Source organism: Kocuria sp. CPCC 205258 (assembly GCF_040981005.1).
Classification (GTDB): Bacteria; Actinomycetota; Actinomycetes; order Actinomycetales; family Micrococcaceae; genus Kocuria; species Kocuria rosea.
Window position 1 is genome coordinate 314,641 of the sequence record NZ_JAVKPS010000003.1, and the last position, 16,911, is coordinate 331,551.

The 16,911-nt window shown below is 66.4% G+C and carries 24 protein-coding genes; 13 read left to right on the top strand and 11 right to left on the bottom strand.

Going from position 1 to position 16,911, the window contains the following annotated elements:
* Nucleotides 1–4: 4 nt before the first annotated feature.
* From RF644_RS07405 to RF644_RS07420, 4 genes are all read right to left on the bottom strand, one after another.
* Nucleotides 5–622, bottom strand: coding sequence for a hypothetical protein (locus RF644_RS07405; RefSeq protein ID WP_368796035.1), 618 nt, complete (start codon nucleotides 620–622; stop codon nucleotides 5–7).
* A gap of 281 nt (nucleotides 623–903) precedes the next feature.
* The gene (locus RF644_RS07410) at nucleotides 904–1,161 is read right to left on the bottom strand and encodes a hypothetical protein (RefSeq protein ID WP_368796036.1); all 258 of its coding nucleotides are present in this window, start codon (nucleotides 1,159–1,161) and stop codon (nucleotides 904–906) included.
* 220 nt (nucleotides 1,162–1,381) lie between these two features.
* Nucleotides 1,382–1,798: a hypothetical protein gene (locus RF644_RS07415; protein WP_368796037.1), complete on the bottom strand. Its 417-nt coding sequence runs from the start codon at nucleotides 1,796–1,798 to the stop codon at nucleotides 1,382–1,384.
* Nucleotides 1,799–2,079: 281 nt separating this feature from the next.
* Entirely contained in the window at nucleotides 2,080–2,565 is a 486-nt protein-coding gene (locus tag RF644_RS07420; RefSeq protein ID WP_368796038.1) for a hypothetical protein, read from the bottom strand.
* Between the two features lie 414 nt (nucleotides 2,566–2,979).
* On the opposite strand from RF644_RS07420, the gene RF644_RS07425 reads away from it, so the two are divergent.
* The 3 genes from RF644_RS07425 to RF644_RS07435 all read left to right on the top strand — a co-directional run bounded on the left by RF644_RS07425 (nucleotide 2,980) and on the right by RF644_RS07435 (nucleotide 6,685).
* Nucleotides 2,980–3,432, top strand: coding sequence for a nuclear transport factor 2 family protein (locus tag RF644_RS07425; protein ID WP_368796039.1), 453 nt, complete (start codon nucleotides 2,980–2,982; stop codon nucleotides 3,430–3,432).
* A gap of 1,128 nt (nucleotides 3,433–4,560) precedes the next feature.
* Nucleotides 4,561–4,911 carry a hypothetical protein gene (locus tag RF644_RS07430; RefSeq protein ID WP_368796040.1) on the top strand — a complete coding sequence of 117 codons (351 nt, stop codon included), beginning with the start codon at nucleotides 4,561–4,563 and terminating at the stop codon, nucleotides 4,909–4,911.
* A 514-nt stretch (nucleotides 4,912–5,425) separates the two neighbouring features.
* A complete protein-coding gene (locus RF644_RS07435) occupies nucleotides 5,426–6,685 on the top strand; it encodes an S-layer homology domain-containing protein (protein ID WP_368796041.1) in 1,260 nt (419 codons plus the stop codon).
* Between the two features lie 123 nt (nucleotides 6,686–6,808).
* On the opposite strand, the gene RF644_RS07440 is transcribed toward RF644_RS07435, so the two are convergent.
* Nucleotides 6,809–7,003: a hypothetical protein gene (locus RF644_RS07440; protein ID WP_368796042.1), complete on the bottom strand. Its 195-nt coding sequence runs from the start codon at nucleotides 7,001–7,003 to the stop codon at nucleotides 6,809–6,811.
* Between the two features lie 117 nt (nucleotides 7,004–7,120).
* Here RF644_RS07440 and RF644_RS07445 point away from each other — a divergent pair, with 117 nt between their 5' ends.
* A complete protein-coding gene (locus RF644_RS07445) occupies nucleotides 7,121–7,480 on the top strand; it encodes an ANTAR domain-containing protein (protein ID WP_368796043.1) in 360 nt (119 codons plus the stop codon).
* Nucleotides 7,481–7,801: 321 nt separating this feature from the next.
* The gene (locus RF644_RS07450; protein WP_368796044.1) at nucleotides 7,802–8,536 is read left to right on the top strand and encodes a GAF and ANTAR domain-containing protein; all 735 of its coding nucleotides are present in this window, start codon (nucleotides 7,802–7,804) and stop codon (nucleotides 8,534–8,536) included.
* Between the two features lie 19 nt (nucleotides 8,537–8,555).
* On the opposite strand, the gene RF644_RS07455 is transcribed toward RF644_RS07450, so the two are convergent.
* Genes RF644_RS07455 through RF644_RS07470 form a run of 4 tightly spaced genes read right to left on the bottom strand, consistent with a single transcriptional unit; the run spans nucleotide 8,556 to nucleotide 9,743 of the window.
* Nucleotides 8,556–8,789, bottom strand: a complete 234-nt coding sequence (locus tag RF644_RS07455) for an IS3 family transposase (protein ID WP_368796171.1) — start codon at nucleotides 8,787–8,789, stop codon at nucleotides 8,556–8,558.
* Nucleotides 8,729–9,022: a DDE-type integrase/transposase/recombinase gene (locus RF644_RS07460; protein WP_368796172.1), complete on the bottom strand. Its 294-nt coding sequence runs from the start codon at nucleotides 9,020–9,022 to the stop codon at nucleotides 8,729–8,731. Before RF644_RS07460 ends, RF644_RS07455 begins: the two co-directional genes overlap by 61 nt.
* Entirely contained in the window at nucleotides 8,992–9,459 is a 468-nt protein-coding gene (locus RF644_RS07465; protein WP_368796045.1) for an IS3 family transposase, read from the bottom strand. Before RF644_RS07465 ends, RF644_RS07460 begins: the two co-directional genes overlap by 31 nt.
* A 44-nt stretch (nucleotides 9,460–9,503) precedes the next feature.
* Entirely contained in the window at nucleotides 9,504–9,743 is a 240-nt protein-coding gene (locus RF644_RS07470; RefSeq protein ID WP_368796046.1) for a transposase, read from the bottom strand.
* A gap of 164 nt (nucleotides 9,744–9,907) precedes the next feature.
* On the opposite strand from RF644_RS07470, the gene RF644_RS07475 reads away from it, so the two are divergent.
* The 5 genes from RF644_RS07475 (at nucleotide 9,908) to RF644_RS07495 (ending at nucleotide 12,769) form a co-directional block, all read left to right on the top strand.
* A complete protein-coding gene (locus RF644_RS07475; protein WP_368796047.1) occupies nucleotides 9,908–10,741 on the top strand; it encodes a hypothetical protein in 834 nt (277 codons plus the stop codon).
* Nucleotides 10,742–10,880: 139 nt separating this feature from the next.
* Entirely contained in the window at nucleotides 10,881–11,720 is an 840-nt protein-coding gene (locus tag RF644_RS07480; RefSeq protein ID WP_368796048.1) for a hypothetical protein, read from the top strand.
* 125 nt (nucleotides 11,721–11,845) lie between these two features.
* Nucleotides 11,846–12,175, top strand: a complete 330-nt coding sequence (locus RF644_RS07485; RefSeq protein ID WP_368796049.1) for a DDE-type integrase/transposase/recombinase — start codon at nucleotides 11,846–11,848, stop codon at nucleotides 12,173–12,175.
* Complete coding sequence (locus RF644_RS07490) at nucleotides 12,150–12,518, top strand: integrase core domain-containing protein (RefSeq protein ID WP_368796050.1); 369 nt, start codon at nucleotides 12,150–12,152, stop codon at nucleotides 12,516–12,518. The genes RF644_RS07485 and RF644_RS07490 overlap by 26 nt, the downstream gene beginning before the upstream one ends.
* The gene (locus tag RF644_RS07495; protein WP_368796051.1) at nucleotides 12,491–12,769 is read left to right on the top strand and encodes a glutamate-cysteine ligase family protein; all 279 of its coding nucleotides are present in this window, start codon (nucleotides 12,491–12,493) and stop codon (nucleotides 12,767–12,769) included. The genes RF644_RS07490 and RF644_RS07495 overlap by 28 nt, the downstream gene beginning before the upstream one ends.
* A 14-nt stretch (nucleotides 12,770–12,783) precedes the next feature.
* On the opposite strand, the gene RF644_RS07500 is transcribed toward RF644_RS07495, so the two are convergent.
* On the bottom strand, nucleotides 12,784–14,028 hold the full coding sequence (locus RF644_RS07500; protein WP_368796052.1) for an IS110 family transposase: 1,245 nt from the start codon (nucleotides 14,026–14,028) through the stop codon (nucleotides 12,784–12,786).
* Between the two features lie 362 nt (nucleotides 14,029–14,390).
* Between RF644_RS07500 and RF644_RS07505 the strand changes: the two genes are divergently transcribed.
* Together RF644_RS07505 and RF644_RS07510 are read left to right on the top strand one after the other, a co-directional pair.
* Nucleotides 14,391–14,729: a hypothetical protein gene (locus RF644_RS07505; protein WP_368796053.1), complete on the top strand. Its 339-nt coding sequence runs from the start codon at nucleotides 14,391–14,393 to the stop codon at nucleotides 14,727–14,729.
* A gap of 153 nt (nucleotides 14,730–14,882) precedes the next feature.
* Nucleotides 14,883–15,167: a hypothetical protein gene (locus RF644_RS07510; RefSeq protein WP_368796054.1), complete on the top strand. Its 285-nt coding sequence runs from the start codon at nucleotides 14,883–14,885 to the stop codon at nucleotides 15,165–15,167.
* A gap of 232 nt (nucleotides 15,168–15,399) precedes the next feature.
* On the opposite strand, the gene RF644_RS07515 is transcribed toward RF644_RS07510, so the two are convergent.
* Nucleotides 15,400–15,711, bottom strand: a complete 312-nt coding sequence (locus RF644_RS07515) for a hypothetical protein (RefSeq protein ID WP_368796055.1) — start codon at nucleotides 15,709–15,711, stop codon at nucleotides 15,400–15,402.
* 479 nt (nucleotides 15,712–16,190) lie between these two features.
* Between RF644_RS07515 and RF644_RS07520 the strand changes: the two genes are divergently transcribed.
* Entirely contained in the window at nucleotides 16,191–16,838 is a 648-nt protein-coding gene (locus RF644_RS07520; RefSeq protein ID WP_368796056.1) for a Pr6Pr family membrane protein, read from the top strand.
* Nucleotides 16,839–16,911: the final 73 nt, after the last annotated feature.

The following is a 16,911-nucleotide window of genomic DNA, read 5'->3' on the forward strand; positions in this document are numbered from 1 at the left end:
GGGTTCAGGCGTCGTTGCTCTGCAGCTCCCAGACCAGGTCCACGCTCACCCGGGAACCCTGGAGGGCGTCGATCTGGGACTGGGTCAGGCCCTCGGTGTCGAAGGTCCAGGTGCCGCGGTAGGTCGAGGACTCCCCCGCCCGGCCCTCGGTGCCCCAGACGGCGCCGCCGGTGGCGTAGTCGCGGTTCGCCTGCGACAAGGTGGTCAACGACTGGGCGGGCAGCGCACCGGGGACGGGGGCGAAGCCGTCGCAGGACTCGAAGGACCCGCCCGTGCCGCGCTCGACGCGCAGGTCGATGTGGTCCTCGAGCCCGGCGGCGGAGCCGGAGAGGTTCTGGGTGTAGGCGCGCACCTCACCGGCGACGGTGGAGTTGGAGGTCACCTCGATGCACTTCTCACCGGTCGCTCCGGGGACGAGGTTTTCCACGGTGAAGCCGGCGCGGCCTGCGTCGTCGTCGGTCAGGGCGACCTGACCGGTGGCCCAGGAGTTGCCGGCGTTGCGGGTGGTGGCGGTGAAGGCTGCGGTGGAGCCCTGCCAGACCATCACGCCGGCCACGAGGACGGCGATGGGGGCGGCGGACAGACCGGCGATCTTGCGGGCCCGGGGAGAAGGAGCGTGCATGGTGGGTCCTGTTCCGCGACGGAGCCCAAGGGCAGGGGTGTCCTGCGCCGTCGCTGATGGAGGGTGAGGGGGTCCAGTTGCGCCGTGATGGGGGTCGTCGGTCAACTGTGGTCACCTTATGAAGACGTCCCGGTGGATCTCCTGGACCTTCGGCCACTGCTGCTGTCCGCCACCATCACCCCATGTGCGAACGGGAATTAAGGTGTGTAGTGCTGCCGCAACCTTCTATCACATGCCTGACTGTCGTGGCAGGGGTCCTGCGCGGAGGGGATGCCGCCGATTCAGGCCTCACCCTCCAGTAGCCGCACGAGGGTCTGGGTCCCCTCCAAGTCGAGCGCCCCGAGGATCACCCCATAGGCGTCGGAGCCGGAGCCGAACCTCTTGCCGGAATCCGCCGGCACGCACCGCGGCCACAGCACGCCGGCGGCCGTCAGGCCCTCATCGGTCAGCGACAGCTCGCGCCCGGAGGCGTCGATGTAGCCGCGCACGGCCAGCTCGGCCACGACGTCGCTCTCGGGGCGGTCCCAGGGCTCTTGCACCGGGGACCGGCCGGTCCGGAAGACGTGGACCAATACTGAGCGGGCCGGACACCGCCGCGGTGTCCGGCCCACTGGCACGCAGTGGGCCCGGTCAGGCCTTGGCGACCTTGATGGTCACGTCGGGGCAGGCGGCGGCGATCCGGGTCAGGGCGGCCTTTTCCTCGCTGTCGACCTTCAGGCCCCAGCGAATCTTCACCGCCATCCACTCCCCCACATAGCCTCAGCGGTGCTCGGGCGGCATCCACTCCTCCGGGCCGCGGGCCTGCCTGGTGGAGTTCAGCTTGGAGGTCTGGGCGCTGAGCGTGCGGTGATCACCCAGGTCGTTGTAGAACGCCACCCGCTCGGTCTGGCTCCAGCCCCTCACCCCGGAGCCCCAGGCCTCGTGGACCGGCACGGTGTGGTCGATCTGCACCGTGGTGGCCGAGGTTTGCACCTTCCCGTCCCAGGTGGTGACCCACTTGCCGCCCTTGACGGTGCATCGCTTGGTGGTGGTGAAACTGGTCTTCGCCTTGGACACGTTCTGCAGCACCTCGGCCCGGGTGTTCTGGCAGTCGCGGTTGGTGTCATTCCAGTCGCCGAACTGCTTGTCCCGGTTGTAGCCGGCGTTGTTCTCCGCCGCCACCGGCAGAGACTTCACCGCGGTGTGCAACGGAGAGCTGCAAGTGCTCGCCGCCTGCGCCGGCGCTACCCCACCGGTGAAGAGCAGACCCGCCACCACCGTGGAGGCGGCCACGGCACGCCACCCCGCATGAGTGGCGCCCGCAACGGGTGAGGACGAGGTGGAGCGGGGACGTGAGGAAAGAGCGAAGGGCATGAGGAGCCTCCAACATCAAAGGGGCCAGGGCGCCTGGATCGGCGCCCCCCTCCCACAGGACACCTCTCGAGCGACCGTCATATCAGGGAGCGGTGTGGTGCCGGTCAGGTCAGGGGAAACGGACGACCATCCGGCCCCTCCCGCAGGTACCGCAGATCGGCCGGATCCGGCCACTGATCGATGAGCTCCTCGACGACGTCGATCGCGCTCTCATCCTCATAGTGGGTTCCGTCGGCGAAGTCGATGGCGAGGTGGGACAACTTGCCCTCCAGGAGCTGGAGGCTGATCTGCAGCAGCGTGCCATCGGGTGCCTGGTACTCGGCTCGGACGGGGTAGGTCTGGTGATGGGGCACCACGCGCACCACCTCGCGCACCGCCGGGGTGAGCGCACGGGTGCGCACCGACTCCTCCCCCACTTCCAGGGCCTGCGCATCAGTCCGGGCCCCTGCACGGTCAACGACGTAGCCCATCACGACACTGGCCACCGAGGTCGCGGCCAGCCACCGCCGCGGATGACACACGCCGACCGTCTCCAGCCGACCCACGATCCGGGCGTCGAGGGCCTCGGAGGCATCGGAGAGGGCCAGCACCGCCGCCCCGGCGGTGCTGGCCCGGCCACCACATTGGCCGGCACCAGAGTGGTTCGGTTCCGGTCCGTGGTGACACCCGCCCACCACGCCGTGGTCGCAGCCACCCCCGCCCGATAGAGCCGTCGACGTGCCGGGCTCAACCGCGACGGATCGATCAAGCTCAGTGCGCCGAAAGCTGCAGCCGAGCTCGCGCCGAACACCGGGGAGACCGAATCAGTGAACATGCTCGGGGCACGACGCATGAAGGCGTCCTTTCAGGTCAATGGTCTTCACCCTACGCATCACCAGCACCTCCCGGAGCGTGACAGCTGCAGCGGATGTCATCAGAGCTGGCTTGCTGGCCGCCATCTCGCCATATGCAAAGCGGTCCCCCGCCACTGGCGGGCACACCCCGCGCCCCGGAAGGATGGGCACATGAGCACTCCTGACCAGCCGCGCCCCCCGCTTCCGCCCTTCACCCACGAGAGCGCCCTCGCCAAGGTCCAGGCCGCCGAAGACGCCTGGAACAGCCGTGACCCCGAACGCGTCGCCGGCGCCTACTCCCTCAACACCGAATGGCGCAACCGCGACCAACACATCCGCGGGCGTGAAGAGGTCGTCGCCTTTCTCGCCGACAAGTGGGACCACGAGCTCGACTACCGCCTGCGCAAGAACCTCTGGTCCTTCACGGACAACCGGATCGGAGTGCGATTCCAGTACGAGTGGCACGACACCGGCGGGCAGTGGTGGCGCTCCTACGGCAACGAGCTGTGGGAATTCGACGAACTCGGCTACATGCACCGCCGCGAGGCCTCCATCAACGACGTCGCCATCGGAGAGTCCGACCTGCGCATCACTCCCGGCGAGGGCGAGCTTCCCGTCTGGTGACGACGGCGGAAGTCCCACCCCTGCCAGCCACAGAGTCCGCGGATGGCCGCCCTTGTGGCCGGCCATTCCCGGGTCCGGGGAACGACACGTCTCACGCCAATATCGCTGGCCCCGAAACACCGTTTGAACGTTGCCAGCCTGGTCGTCGACGGTGGGTGGCCGAGTAGCAACCCCAACTGCAACGCGGCCGGTCAAATGGTCAGGTGAACCGGGGGTTGTCCCTTGTGCGTACTCCGCGACGTGACCCTCCCGCCGGGTGCAATCGCCAATGTGGGTCTAGTGCTGCCACCTACCTACTAGTAGACACGGCGTATCCGAGGGCTGATTCGGAGACGTCTACCTGCGGAGGGTCACATGGCGAAGAAGAGGTCGGCAAACCCTACGGGATACCTCACTGCTGGCGCGGTTCTGTGCATCCTCGGAGGGCTCTATGTGTTGATCATTCAGGGTAACCAAACCGCGTGGATAGCCCTTCTGGGAGGCGTAGCGATGGCGGCGTGGTTGGTCTACGACAACAAACGCCAACGCTCTGACGACTCCTGAACCTAACGAGGGTTGATGATGAGCAAGCAAAGGCAAGGACTCTCGGCGGGATGGCTAAGATCGCCCGGGCAACAGCTACCCTCATTCCTGCTTGGGCTGCTCGGCGGACTAGCAGGTGGCACCCTCATCTTCCTAGACACACGTCACGTACTCCTGGCGGTGGGTTTTGCCGTAGCCATCGCGGTGTATGTCGTGATCGGGTGGAACGCTTCACGCTCCCCACGAGCACGCAAGCAACACTCCCCGACGTCCGCACAGGACCAAATACTTCTCCGTGATGCGACTCCCGGCACCAAGGCCCTCGCACTTATGGGACTAGTAATTTCAGTTCCCGGTTTTTGGTTGATGAGAGACGCCCATCCTGTCATCGGCATCCCACTGCTCATGGTCGCATTCATGCCTCTATTCGTGGTGCGACGACGACTCACACACGGTGCTACAAAGACCGCTGAAAGTGACCCATAGGGAACCCCAACTGCGACTTCGCAGGCCGCTAGTAGCCCTCCTTGCACACATGTTCGGACAGCCGCTGGGCCCTCGACTGTGCGACGATCCGAAGATGGAATCGTCGAGGGTAAGAAGCCCATGCCGAAACTGCTGCGCTGGTTCATGGGAATATTCGCCATCTTCCTGATCGCTCGATACTTGCCGCTGGCCATCCAGACGGGGGACGTATTGGCATGGGTCACGACGACAGGTGCCGTGCTCATGTTGGTCAGCCTGGTGGTCATGGCATTGGAGTCCCGGAAACGCGACAAGACCCATAGTGAAGGCGAGGAAAACGTTACAAACGATCATTGGAAATGCGCGAACGGGCTTTCATCGCACGCTGAACTGCCACGTCCGCAGGGAACCCCTAGAGCCCACTTGAATGTCTACGCCACAACACGTGTCGCAATCGAAGGAAGGGCCAAATTGGCTACAGGTCCTCGGTGAAAGCGACCACACGGTGGGTCACCGCCTGCACCGGGCTCACGCTGTTTCCGCTCCTCATCATGGCTATCCTGCCGAACTTTGAGGACGCCGACGAGGTTGCTCTGCTTTGCCCAGTCTGGGCTCTTGTGTACATGGTCATGTTCGTCAGCTTGCGCCGTACGGGGCCAAAAGCTCGGCGATCCGCCGAACGCTTTCTCTTCCTCACCTTCCCCGGTGATTCCACAACCCCACAGGAAATGCAGGCACTGATGAGGCGGTCCTCGTGGTGCTTCCTGATTGGGGCCGTCTTGCTCTTGGCCGTGCCGGGGCAGTACCTCCTCTTCGTGAGGTGACCAGACCCCTTAGGAACCCCTGCCGCAACATCGTTTTCGTCGCCTCTGCCAGGTCGAGCGGGGCGGGGTGAAGTGAAACGAATGTGGTGAGCGGCTGAAGTGTGCCGGAATGGATGCTGTTGGCACTAATTCGCAGGATCTGTGACCACAGATGGGCGTCATTCACAGAAGCACACAGGGGTGTGAAGCTGAAGATGATCGGTCTCTTGGAGGGAACACCCGTGATCACTTGGCTTCGCCGCACTGCGGCCCGTTCCGTACTCGCTCTGGGATCCGTGGCGGCGCTGTCCGTCGGCATGGCGGTTCCGGCGGCCGCCGTGAGCAATGAACCCGACTACACGGATCCACTCGCCTACTACAAGTACCCCTTTTGGTTCTTCAACCCGCAGCGCTACTGGGAGAACGGTACGGACTGTGTGCATTTCGCTGAGGCCTTCGACCCGCCGTGGGATCCGCTCCCCGCCGGGTACCCCAATCCGCAGGGGAAGGGCGAGATCACGTACGGCTGGATCTGCGCCAACGAGAACGCCAAGCTCACTGCCTGGGTCAAAGGCAAGCCCTACCCGATGGAGTTCGGCACCTACCGGAAGTACTTCCACGGTGGCGCCTACCACTGGATCGAATACGACTGCCTGGCCGTCGGCACGCCGGTGCTGATCGAAGGCACGGAACCTATCGTCGCGACCGTCGGGGGACCCGATCAAGGCGATGGCACCGAACCGGAGCGCACGGTCAACATCACCAAGAAGATCCACGAATGGGACAACGCCGATGCGTTGTTCAGGTATAAGTCATTGCCGGCCCGGTGCGGCAACCCGTCGGTATTCAACGATATCGGTACCGGCCACGGGTTCTACAAGGCGATCCAGTGGGCTGCGGCCAACGCCATCGCGACCGGTGAGAAGGACGGAAAGATCCGTCACACCCAGGCGGTGACCCGGGAGGAAATGGCCGTTTCCCTGGCTCGTTGGGGCAACATTGGCAACTTTGGTAAGGACGGGGGGGCGTATGACACCAACATCGACCCGCGCCTCATAGATCCGTCCATTCGCCCCAAGTTCCGTGATGTGCCGGCTATCCGTCAGTACTCGGTGGAGATCAGCGTCCTATCGCAGATCGGAGTGATCAGAGGGTGGCCGGACGGTACGTTCCGGCCAGATCAGAAGGTAACTCGCGGGCAGACCGCCGCGTTCCTCTACCGGCTGGCGGGATCCCCGGCCTACACCCCGCCGAAGACCTCCAAGTTCAAGGACGTGACGTCGAGGACCCCGTTCCACAAGGAGATCTCCTGGATGGCCCAGTCCGGCATCACCACCGGATATTCGGACAAGACCTATCGGCCGAACTCCACAATTACCCGGGGTGAGATGCTCGTAATGCTGCACCGCTTCGACAAGAAGTACTCCTGGGGGAACGGTGGCCGGCCAGTGAAATACCGGTGAAGCAGAGACAACCTCGTGAAGTGGATGGAGGCAAGCCCTTCTTACCGATTCACCCGTCTTGCCTCATGTCAAGGTGTCCGGATGGGGGGTGGCGCTTGCCTCACGTGAGATGTCCGGATGAGTTCAGGCTGCGGGGCGGGTGCCGCGGGTGCGCTGGGCGGCCAGGTCGATGAGGTGATTCTGGATCCGGGTGATCTGCCGGGTGATCTCGGCGGGGTTGAGCCGCTCGTGCTCGGCTCGCAGGTTCTCGAGGGTCGTCGCATCGAGGGTCCCGGAGCTGCCAAGCCGCTGGTGGGGGCGCGCGCGGGCGTCATACACGGAGACTGCTTCACGATCACGTGTCATCCCAGCTGGCTTGATGGCCGCTATCTGGGCCAAGTGTAGAGCGCAGGGCGTTCTCCGCTCTGTTCACGGCGGGGACCTCTCCGTCTGAGAGTGCTCTTCGATCTCGACGGGGAGGTCGCCGCCGAGCTGAACGTCTACGCCGACCCCGCCGACACGCACGCCGAAGCGATCATCAAGGTGGTCCAGGCGCATGTGGCTCAGGCCTCCACCATCCTGCGCCTGGTCCGCCACCGCGACACCGTGGCTGACCTGGCCGCGGCCATGGCTTCGCGGACCACCATCGACCTGGCCGTGGGCATCATCATGGAACAGAACCCCTGCCTCCAGCAGGAGGTCGTCGAGATCCTCAAGGCCGTCTCCAGTCACCGCAACAGCAAACTGCGCGGTCTGGCCACGGAGCTCGTGAACACCGTGGGCCGAGGCCTGGCCACCGCCCACTTCGACGCCTGAGCCAAATCCGCCTGCGGTGACCGGACCACCAGGACCCACCGCCGGCCGACAGTTCCCCGGGCGACGGCGCTACTGGAGGTAGCCCGTGTGCCGGATGGTCCGTGCAAGGAGAATATAATCTTCGCTTGGTGGTCAAGCAGCCGGCTGCCGGGCGGCACCTCTGTGCCGCCCAGCCTCATCGCCGCTGTCCCCTCGTGGAATCCAGGCCTGTCGAAGCAGGCCTTGTCAGCGCGGTGAACCGACCCCTGTTGCACTGACGCAGACCCAGGCGCTGATGCGCCCGGTGTGCTGCGCCCTGAACCACCACGGAACACCTCACCCATGACTGATCGCCCAGCCGGCGGACCGGCTCCTTCGGTGATGCACGAGCTGCTGCTGGACAGCCCGGACATGACCGCTTTCCTCACCGAGTTCACCCAGAAGATGGCCACCACCCTGGCCACCGACGGCGAGGAGGTGTGGTGCGCGGTGACCCTGCTACGACCACGCCGCTCCGCCACCGTGGCCTCCAGCAACGACCGGGCCGCAGCCCTGGACGAGATCCAGTACGTCTACGGCGACGGCCCCTGCCTGACCGCCGCCCGAGAGCACACCGTGGTCCACGTCCCCGACGTCGCCACCGATGACCGGTGGCCCGGTTACACCGACGCCGCCGCAGCGGCCGGGGTCGCCTCAGTGCTCGGGGTGCCCTTCGAGCTCAACGGGGAAGCCCGGGCGGCGCTGAACATCTACGCCGACCAACCCCACAGCTACGACCAGGACGCCATCGAGGCCGCCCAGCGCGAGGTGGCCCTGGCCTCCAGCGCCCTGCGCCTGGCGGTGCGCCTGGCCGGCCACCGAGACACCGAGGCGGACCTCCAGGCGGCCATGGCCTCGCGGACCGCCATCGACCTGGCCGCGGGCATCATCATGGGCCAGAACCGCTGCACCCAGCGCGAAGCCGTGGAAATCCTCAAGACCGCCTCCAGCCACCGCAACGTGAAACTGCGGGAACTGGCCGCGGAACTGGTAGCCACCGTGAGCAAAGGACCGGCCAGCACCCACTTCGAGAACTGATCACCTGAAGTGACCCCCGTCAGGCGGACGCCTCGTTCTGTGTCACGAGCTGCTGCTCGTAGTCGGTGGGGCTGAGATTACCCAGCCGGGAGCGGCGGCGGCCAGGGTTGTAGAAGCCTTCGAGGTAAGAGAAGACCTCCATCTCCAGCTCATGTCTCGTCGGCCAGGAGCGGCGGTATACGAGCTCGGTCCTCAGGGTGGCGAAGAACATCGCGGCCATCGCATCATCAAAGGCCGAACCCACCCGACCCATTGAAGCCAGGATGCCCGAGGTGCGCAATGTCCGGCCGAACTCGTACGCCGTGTACTGCCTGGGTTCAACCGGTCGTTGTGGTGGATCAGGCCCGGGTCGGGCTTCCGGGTGAAGATCGCCATCGCGACCGCATCCAGCACGAGTTCGGTGCGGAGGTGGTCTGCCATCGCCCATCCCACGACCCTCCGCGAGCCGGCGTCGATCACCACCGCGACGTACAGGAACCCTCCCAGCTGCGCAGATACGTGATGTCAGCGACCCAGAGCTTGTTTGGCTCCGAGGCCGTGAACTGCCGCTCCACCAGGTCCGGGGCTGTGGCCGTTGTGAGAGACCGCCTGCCGTATGTGCCGCGCCGACGCCGGTGGGCGCCCTCGACGCCGGCCACACGCATCAGTCGAGCCACCTTCTTGCGATTCCACCGGTGCCCGCGGTGGCGTAGCTCCGCGGTGAGTCGGCGGGCCCCATACACGCGGCTGTGCTCGGCCCAGGCCGCCCGGGCTGTGTGGGCGTCATGCGCGTCAGACCAGTCACTCGCCGAGGCGCCACCGTCGCGTCCTCGGTGTTCGTAGTAGGCGGACTTGCTCACGCCCAGTACCCGGCACAGCCGGCGGACCCCGTAGACGGTCTTCTCCGCATCGATGAACTCCAACAGCTCCGCCCGGAAGCTCATCGACTGTCCTTGGCGAAGAAGACCGCGGCTTTTTTCAGGATCTCCTACTCCACCTCGAGCTCGGCGACCTTCCGGCGCAATCGGGCAAGCTCGAGCCGTTCATCGCTGCTCAAGGCAGCTGGGCCGGCAGCACGATCCTGGCGGGCCTTTGTCACCCAGTTCCGCAGCGTCTCATGGTTGATGCCCAGTTCCCGGGCGACATCGCGCACCCCACGATTGCCGTTCAACACCAGTGCGACGGCCTGATCGCGGAACTCCGAAGGGTAATTGCTCACTCGACCCATCAGGGCCTCCTTCCCTGGCTTGTGCCAAGTCCGAAGGAGTCCGGGCAATGGGGGTCACTTCAAGGTGAGTGGCGACCTCTTGGCGATGATCACTCCGTTGTTCCTGTCCATAAAGCGCATCAGCTGACGCACCTCAGACGCGACCCCGAAGTAAGGTCCCACCCATGGGGACTCAGCCGTACGAGTTGATGACAGCCCGGCAGGCCGCCGACGCACTCGATGCTTACCTGGCCGAACGCGCCCCGGCGCTGCAGCGTCTGCGCACGGCCTTGGCCGGTCAGGGCCGGGACCCCGACAGGATGCTCGACGGGTCGGTCTACTCCGTGTCGCCGCTGTGGTCGTGGATCAACACTCGGGCCGGCCGGCTGGGCCTGGACCCGCGCCCCCTCACCGAGGACCCGTCGCGGGTTTCGTGGCCGTCCTGGGCGAGGCACGGCCGGCTGGTGGACCCGCACCCGCCGGCCGAGACGATAGTCCTCGTCGACGGCTTCGCCTCCTACCTCGGCCAGGTCCTCCTCGACGCAGCCCCGCAGGCGATCTGGCAGGTCGGTGAACACATCATGGCCGACCACCCGCTGCTGAACTACCCGGTGCTCGCCTCGGACCACCACCAAATTTTCCTGCCCGCCCTGCCGCTCTACAGCGTCTACCAGTCCGCCCACGGACGGGACCCGATGAGCGGGACCGAGATGCTCACCCACACCCGCCGCACCATCGCGGCCCTGCACGGGCACGGCCCGGAAGCCGCCGCCCTGGAGGAGCCACTGGTGACCGTGGTCGCCGAGCTCGACTGCTTCGACGTGGGATTGCGCGAGGACATCCCAGCCGCCCACCCAGGGTTGGTGGAGCACCTGATCGCTGAGCTGTGCGACCGCGACGGTGTCGCCTCGGTCCACCGCTACGGGCCGGCCGCCCTGGTCGTGGACGTCGCGGACTGGGACGAGCTTCGGCTGAAGATGTGGTGCACGCTGTGGTTGCAGCGTCATCTGCCCCGGTAGCACTGCGCGCACTCTGAGACCGTGGCCGGCCCCGGCTACGGTATGGGAATCTGGATCCCATCTCGCGCGTGTGAATGACTCTGCCTCACCCTGGCCCTGCGTTCGGCGGGCCGCTGCCCGACCCTGACAGGACCCTGCCATGCCGTTCACCCCCTATCGACTGATGACCGTCGAGCAAGCAACGGCTGCCCTCGAGGAGTTCCTCGCCGAACGCCCCGCCGCACTGGAGCGCCTGCGCACCGAGCTCACCGGCCGCGGGATGAACCCGGGCACGCTGCTCGACGCCTCCCCGGCCTCCCTCACCTTGCTGTGGCACTGGATCACCGGCCGGCGCACCGAACTCGCCGCCAACCCCGCTCTCGGGGTGCCGGTGCTGCCCCGGGAGCAGTGGCCCTCCTGGGCGAGGCACTCCGTGACCGGAGTGCGGGTCCCGTCGGCGACGATGGACATCCTGCTCGACGGGCTGGTCTCCTACCTCGCCGTCGTAATCATCACCGGGGCCCCCAACGCCCGGTGGGGCCTGGGCTCCCCGGAGGATCCGCGCCACCACCTGCACCACCACCCCGTGCTCATCGGAGACGGCCACCAGGTCTACGTCCCGACCCTGCCGCTGGGCGGGGTGCTGCGGCTCAAACGCGGGGAGAAGTCACTGCACGCCACCGAACTGGAACAGTACGCGGCCGGAGTCATCACCGATCTGCGCGCGGGCCCGCACCAGCTTTCCGGTCTGCAGGATTCCCCCGTGGAGGTCGTCGCGGCACCGGAGTCTTTTGACGTCGGGGTGCACCCGGCCATCGCCCAGCGCGACTCCCGGCTGGTCGAGCGCATAGCCCACGAGCTCGCCCGTCAGCGCGGGATCGACTCAGTGCTCAAGAGCGCCCCCGACGCGTTGCAAGTCCACGCCCCAGGCTGGCACGCCGATGAACTGGAGCAATGGCTCAATGGCTGGATCAAAGCCAACGGCCCGTTCATCCGGTGAACAAACCCACCCCGCACTGACCCCGCCACGACCCATGCTCCTCGTCCTCGCCATGCACACCCGGTGCCCCCGGCAGAACGGTCGGGCTGCGCGGGGTCATCCGCGCCAAGGGCCCACGGACCACGGTGGCCGGCACCAGTCCGGAGACGCGCCCGGATCTGGTGGAGCGGGCTTTCAACGCCACCGCCCCGGACCGGCTGTGGGTCGCGGACATCACCTATTGCAGAACGTTCGCCGGCCGGGTCTATGCCGCCTTCGTCATCGACGTGTTCTCCCGCCAGGTCGTGGGGTGGCAGCTGTCGACCTCGGTGCGCACGGATCTGGCCTTGGACGCTCTCGAGATGGGGTTGTGGCCCCGGGAACGGGAGGACCACGACACCACTGGCGTCGTGCATCACTCCGACAAGGGCGTTCAGGCAGTATGTCGCGGTGCGCTACACCCAGCGGTTGGCTGAGGCCGGGGCGGTGGCTTCGGTGAGCTCCACCGGGGACTCGCATGACAACGCCCTCGCTGAGGCGTTCAACTCGCTTTTCAAGGCTGAGCTGATCCGCAACAGGGGGCCCTGGAAGAACACCGACGACCTGGAGATCGCGGTGGCCGAGTACGTCGACTGGTTCAATCACCGCCGCCTGCACGGCGAGATCGGCCTAGTGCCACCGGCCGAGTACGAAGGGCCTACTATCGTCACCACACCGCCCCGGCGACCGCCGAAGCGGCATTACCGAGCCTCCACTGAACCCGTCACGGGACAGTGCCGGTCCGGATCCGGGTGTGGCTACCGGTACTGTCGGCGCTGAGTACCAACTCTGCGTGCTGGTATGGGATGGGCACCGGCTCCGCCTCCTACCGGTACCAGGCGTGGACGCGGTGGCCCACCACTGGGGCCAGCGACATCTTGGCAACGGCGCTCCAGGACGACCGGCCGGTGCGGCTCCTGCTGGAGTCCGAGTGCCGCTCGATGACGAGATGGTCTACTTCGACGCCCGGCTCTCGGCCCGTGAGAGGTGACCGGATTACATGGGCTCTATTCAGGCCGGGAGCGGGATGATGCTCCTATTGATGTCAAAGGGTGAGTAGCCATTGTCGGTAGGCGATGGCCAGCTGGGCGTTGGGACGTGTGCCGCGTTCGAGTTCGCTGATGCGTGCGGTGACGGTGCCGAGGTGGTGGGCTGCTTGAGCGAGGGTGAGTCCGCGGGCGTGGCGCATGGGCCGGAGGTCGTCGGTGCGCGGAACGGGGGCTGGGTGGACGAGCAGGTGCCAGGCTTCTCGGGCGATGGCGCGCTTGAGGCAGCGGAGCACGTCCTTGGTGTTCTTTCCGTTCGTGCGGAGCCTTTTGGCATAGGCGCGGGTTCTCGGATCGGTGGCCAGACGCACGAGGGCGATCTGGTGCAGGGCCCAGTTCGCCTGCCGGTTGCCGCCGCGATTGAGCCGATGCCGGTTCGTTCTGCCTGAACTGGCCGGGATGGGGGCGGCGCCGCACAGTGCTGCGAAGGAGGCCTCCGAACGCAGGCGGGCGGGGTTGTCACCGGCCGCAGTGAGCAGGGTGGCGCCGGTCACCACACCGTAGCCCTTGGTGGCCAGCAGCGCGGGGGCGACGTCGGTGAGGAGCTCACGCAGCTCGAGGTCGATGTCGGTGACCTCCGCGGTGAGTGCCTGGTGGCGGCGGGCCAGGCGGCGCAAGGCTTGACCGGTCGTGGTCGTGACGGTCTGGCAGGCGTCACCGGGACGGGTCGCGGCCAGGGCCCTGATCAGGGCGTCGCCGTCGAGGCCGGCCCAGCGGGTGCGGACCGGATCGGGTGCGGTGATCAGCAGCGACTGGATCTGGCGCAGCGCCGCGACGCGGGCTTTCATCGCGCTGCGCCGCACGGTCAGCAGGACCCGGATCTGCTCGACCCTCCCGTCACCGGTCTTGGCCACCGGCAGGCTCTCGGGCTCGGCGAGGGCTTGTCGGGCAGCCGCGTAGGCGTCGATCGGGTCAGATTTCCCACGCCGCCGCTGGGCGCGTTTGGGCCGGATCACCTCGCGTATCGGGACGTCGGCCGCGGTGAGGAACCGCGCGAGGCCGGCGCCGTAGGAGTTCGTGCCCTCGAGGCCGATCAAGGTGATCGGCCCGTATGAGGTCACGAACGCGAGCAGCCGCTCGTAACCTGCCGGTGTTGCCGGGACCTTCAGATCTCCCAGCCGTGCACCGGTCGCGGCGAGCACCGCGACGTGATGGGTGTCTTTGTGCGTGTCGACTCCTGCGACGACGCCGACGGGGGCGACCGTAACGATCGGGGCCGTGCGTTCCGGGGCTGTTGTTGTCATGATGATCCCGTGCCTTCCTCACCAGTGGGCACGCCGGTCAGGGGCCGGGCAGACAGGACGTTGATGGGGCTCTCCAGGCTCATATGAAGTCATGCCCGCCTCTGACCGACGCAGATCGGTCACCCCACCGCCGGGAACGCGGACTGATCAGATCAAAGGCAGACCCGCAAGAGCCGCCAGTCAAGGCCAGAGCCACACGCCCCCGACGACGAGGCACTTCCATCATCAACGTCAACGACGGTCGGAAATTGAGCAGTAGCGTCGCATCTGCTCAGTATTCATCCGGCGTCGACACGGGACCGTATCCTGGGATCAGGTTCAGTAGCGGGCCGGGGCCATTGCACCGCGAAGGAGCCATGCTCGTGAATTCGCAACTGTCGGTCATCACGGACATCGACCCGGATACCCACCGAATACATCTGGCTGTCACCGGGACCCTGACCGAGTCCAACCATCAGCTCCTGCTCCGGGTGCTTCGCCAGAGCCAGGCTCTCACCGCCGGCCTCGAGGTGCTGGTGGAGCTGACCGGGACCACCTCCTGGGAGGCCTCCGCAGTGGATTTCCTGCTCTGGGAGGTCGACCACCACGACCCCCACAAATCCCTCCCCCCGGTGAGGTTCGTGGTTCCGGCACCACCGGCGAGCTCTTCCGCTACTGGCGCCGAGGTGTTCGTCGGCATCGGGCTGGTCGATGACCCCTGACTCGGCAGCGACGACAACGTGCGCACCGACCTGCTGGCCGCCGGGGCCGCCACTCTGGTCCAGCTGCGCAAAGACCCAGGACACAACAGCACCAAGCACATCACTGAATGAGGACTAATAAAGGTCCTCGAGCCGACATCGTGGGAGGAGCCAATGGACGACATCAATGCCGGGTCCACTCAGGCCTGGCTGCTGCTCGAGGCCATGGATCGTGACCGATTCACCCTGCAGACCCTGTGGTCGGGCTACCGGGGGCAGGGCGGGGCCGTGGAGCAGTTCGAGATTGAGGCCTACCTGCATCAGTGCCTGCACCTGCCGGCCTTCCAACGCGATGTGCTCATCCACGCCGCCAACCAACTGCTCGAGCCCCAGTACCAGCCCCTGCTGCCCTACACCCGGGATCTGCTCCACGGCGCGGACACCACACCTGAGCAGTAAGACCCCGGCCCGGGGACTCAGTGCCAACCCCACGCGGGCTCCTCACCGCTAATGCGCCATATGTAAAGCGGGTTGTGCCCTGCTCATGAACCGCAAGTCATACGCTCAGATCACGGGACAGATACCGATGCATCGAGACGATGTCAGCACGGAACAAGGCAGCCCATGCCTTGCGGACACCGTTGAGCGTGCTGGGCATCAAGGACGAGGCATCGGCTGGGAGCCACCGTGGTCACAAGTTACCCGTGCCCTCCGCGCATGAGTCGGTCAGCCATTCCCGGACTGATGCCAATGACGACTCCAGCCCCGCGGCGGCGAACCCGGCAGCAGTGGCACCGGGAGCGACCGTAGCCTCCGAGGCAGTGAGCTCCTCGCCGTAAGAGTCGACCAGCAACTGGATCCGGGAGAACTCCGCGGCCAGCTCCGCTGGGACCGTGGCCACCATCTCGGCCACGTCGTCCTCCACCCGTTGCACGTCCTGCACCCGCTCGGTCACCCTCAGGCTGGACGGGAGCACGGACAGCGTCAGAACATGGCCGGCCACCGCAGCACAGGCCTCCTCCTGGCTGCCGTAGGCTCCCCAACGGTCTGTGACCGGTGCCGCACCCCCGGTGGCCGTAGCAGGGGCGGGGGTCCGGGCCGGTGTTTCCGGCCTTGGGTCCGTCGGGGCGGACCCGCCCGGGGACGCACACCCGACCAGCACCGCGCAGAGCACCGCCAGCAGACAACGTTCGCGCAGATGAACTCGGAGGCTGCGCCGCCTCGGTATCGAAGACGCTCGCATCGGCAGGCCTTCCTCACCGGTAGCACGGACACTGGTTCACGCCAGCCTAGGCGCCGGTCGAACCGGGCGGCACCGCATGTCGTCCGGATTGCCGGTGCTATCACCGGCCACGGCACGCCTGTCTCCGTCTAGGGTGAATCTGGCGGAATGGTGGGCTTGCCGCCACGGGTGGATACCTGCGTGCGCGGTGGTGCAACGGGTTGACCGGGGTGTGCCCCCCCGGTCGGGGAAGGGGTGCCATGGGTTGGATCGTGCTGCTGGTGCGCACGGTGGCACTGGCCGTGGCGATCGGGGCTTTGACCATGCGCGCCGACTGCGCCTTCATCACCCGCACATGTCTGGGCACGAACCTGTTCAGCTACTTCACCGTGCACAGCACCGTCCTGCTGATCCTCGTCCTGGGTCTGGCCCTGGTCCACTACACCCTCTACGGCAAAGAACCGATGTGGCTAACTGTTCTACGGGCTCTAGCCACGACCTACATGGTCGTCTCCGGGATCGTATTCACCATCATGCTCGCCAACGCCGAGCTGTTCGGCTACCTGTTCCTCGTTCCTACCTCCTCGAAGGTGCTGCACTTCGTGCTGCCCGTCTACGCCGTGGCCGACTTCCTGTTCGGGCCGGGGCGGCATCGGCTGGCCGTGTCGACCGCCTGGACGTCGATGGTGTACCCGGTGCTGTGGGCGGCCTACACTCTCGTGCGTGGCCGGCTGGTGGGCTGGTACCCCTACTTCTTCCTGGACCCCGAGCAGGTCGGTGGCTACACCGCCGTCGGCCTGTACTCGCTGGGGGTCTCCGCACTCATCTTGATCACAGCTCTCCTTACCACCGCCGCCACCCGCTTGCCCAGCCTGTCGGCGCCACCACCATCACCAGCACTGAGGTGACACGGTCCACGAAGACACTCCGGTGCGGAGTCCGTCCCTGGCGCTACCCCGCGTGGTGGCCGATGGCCGACCA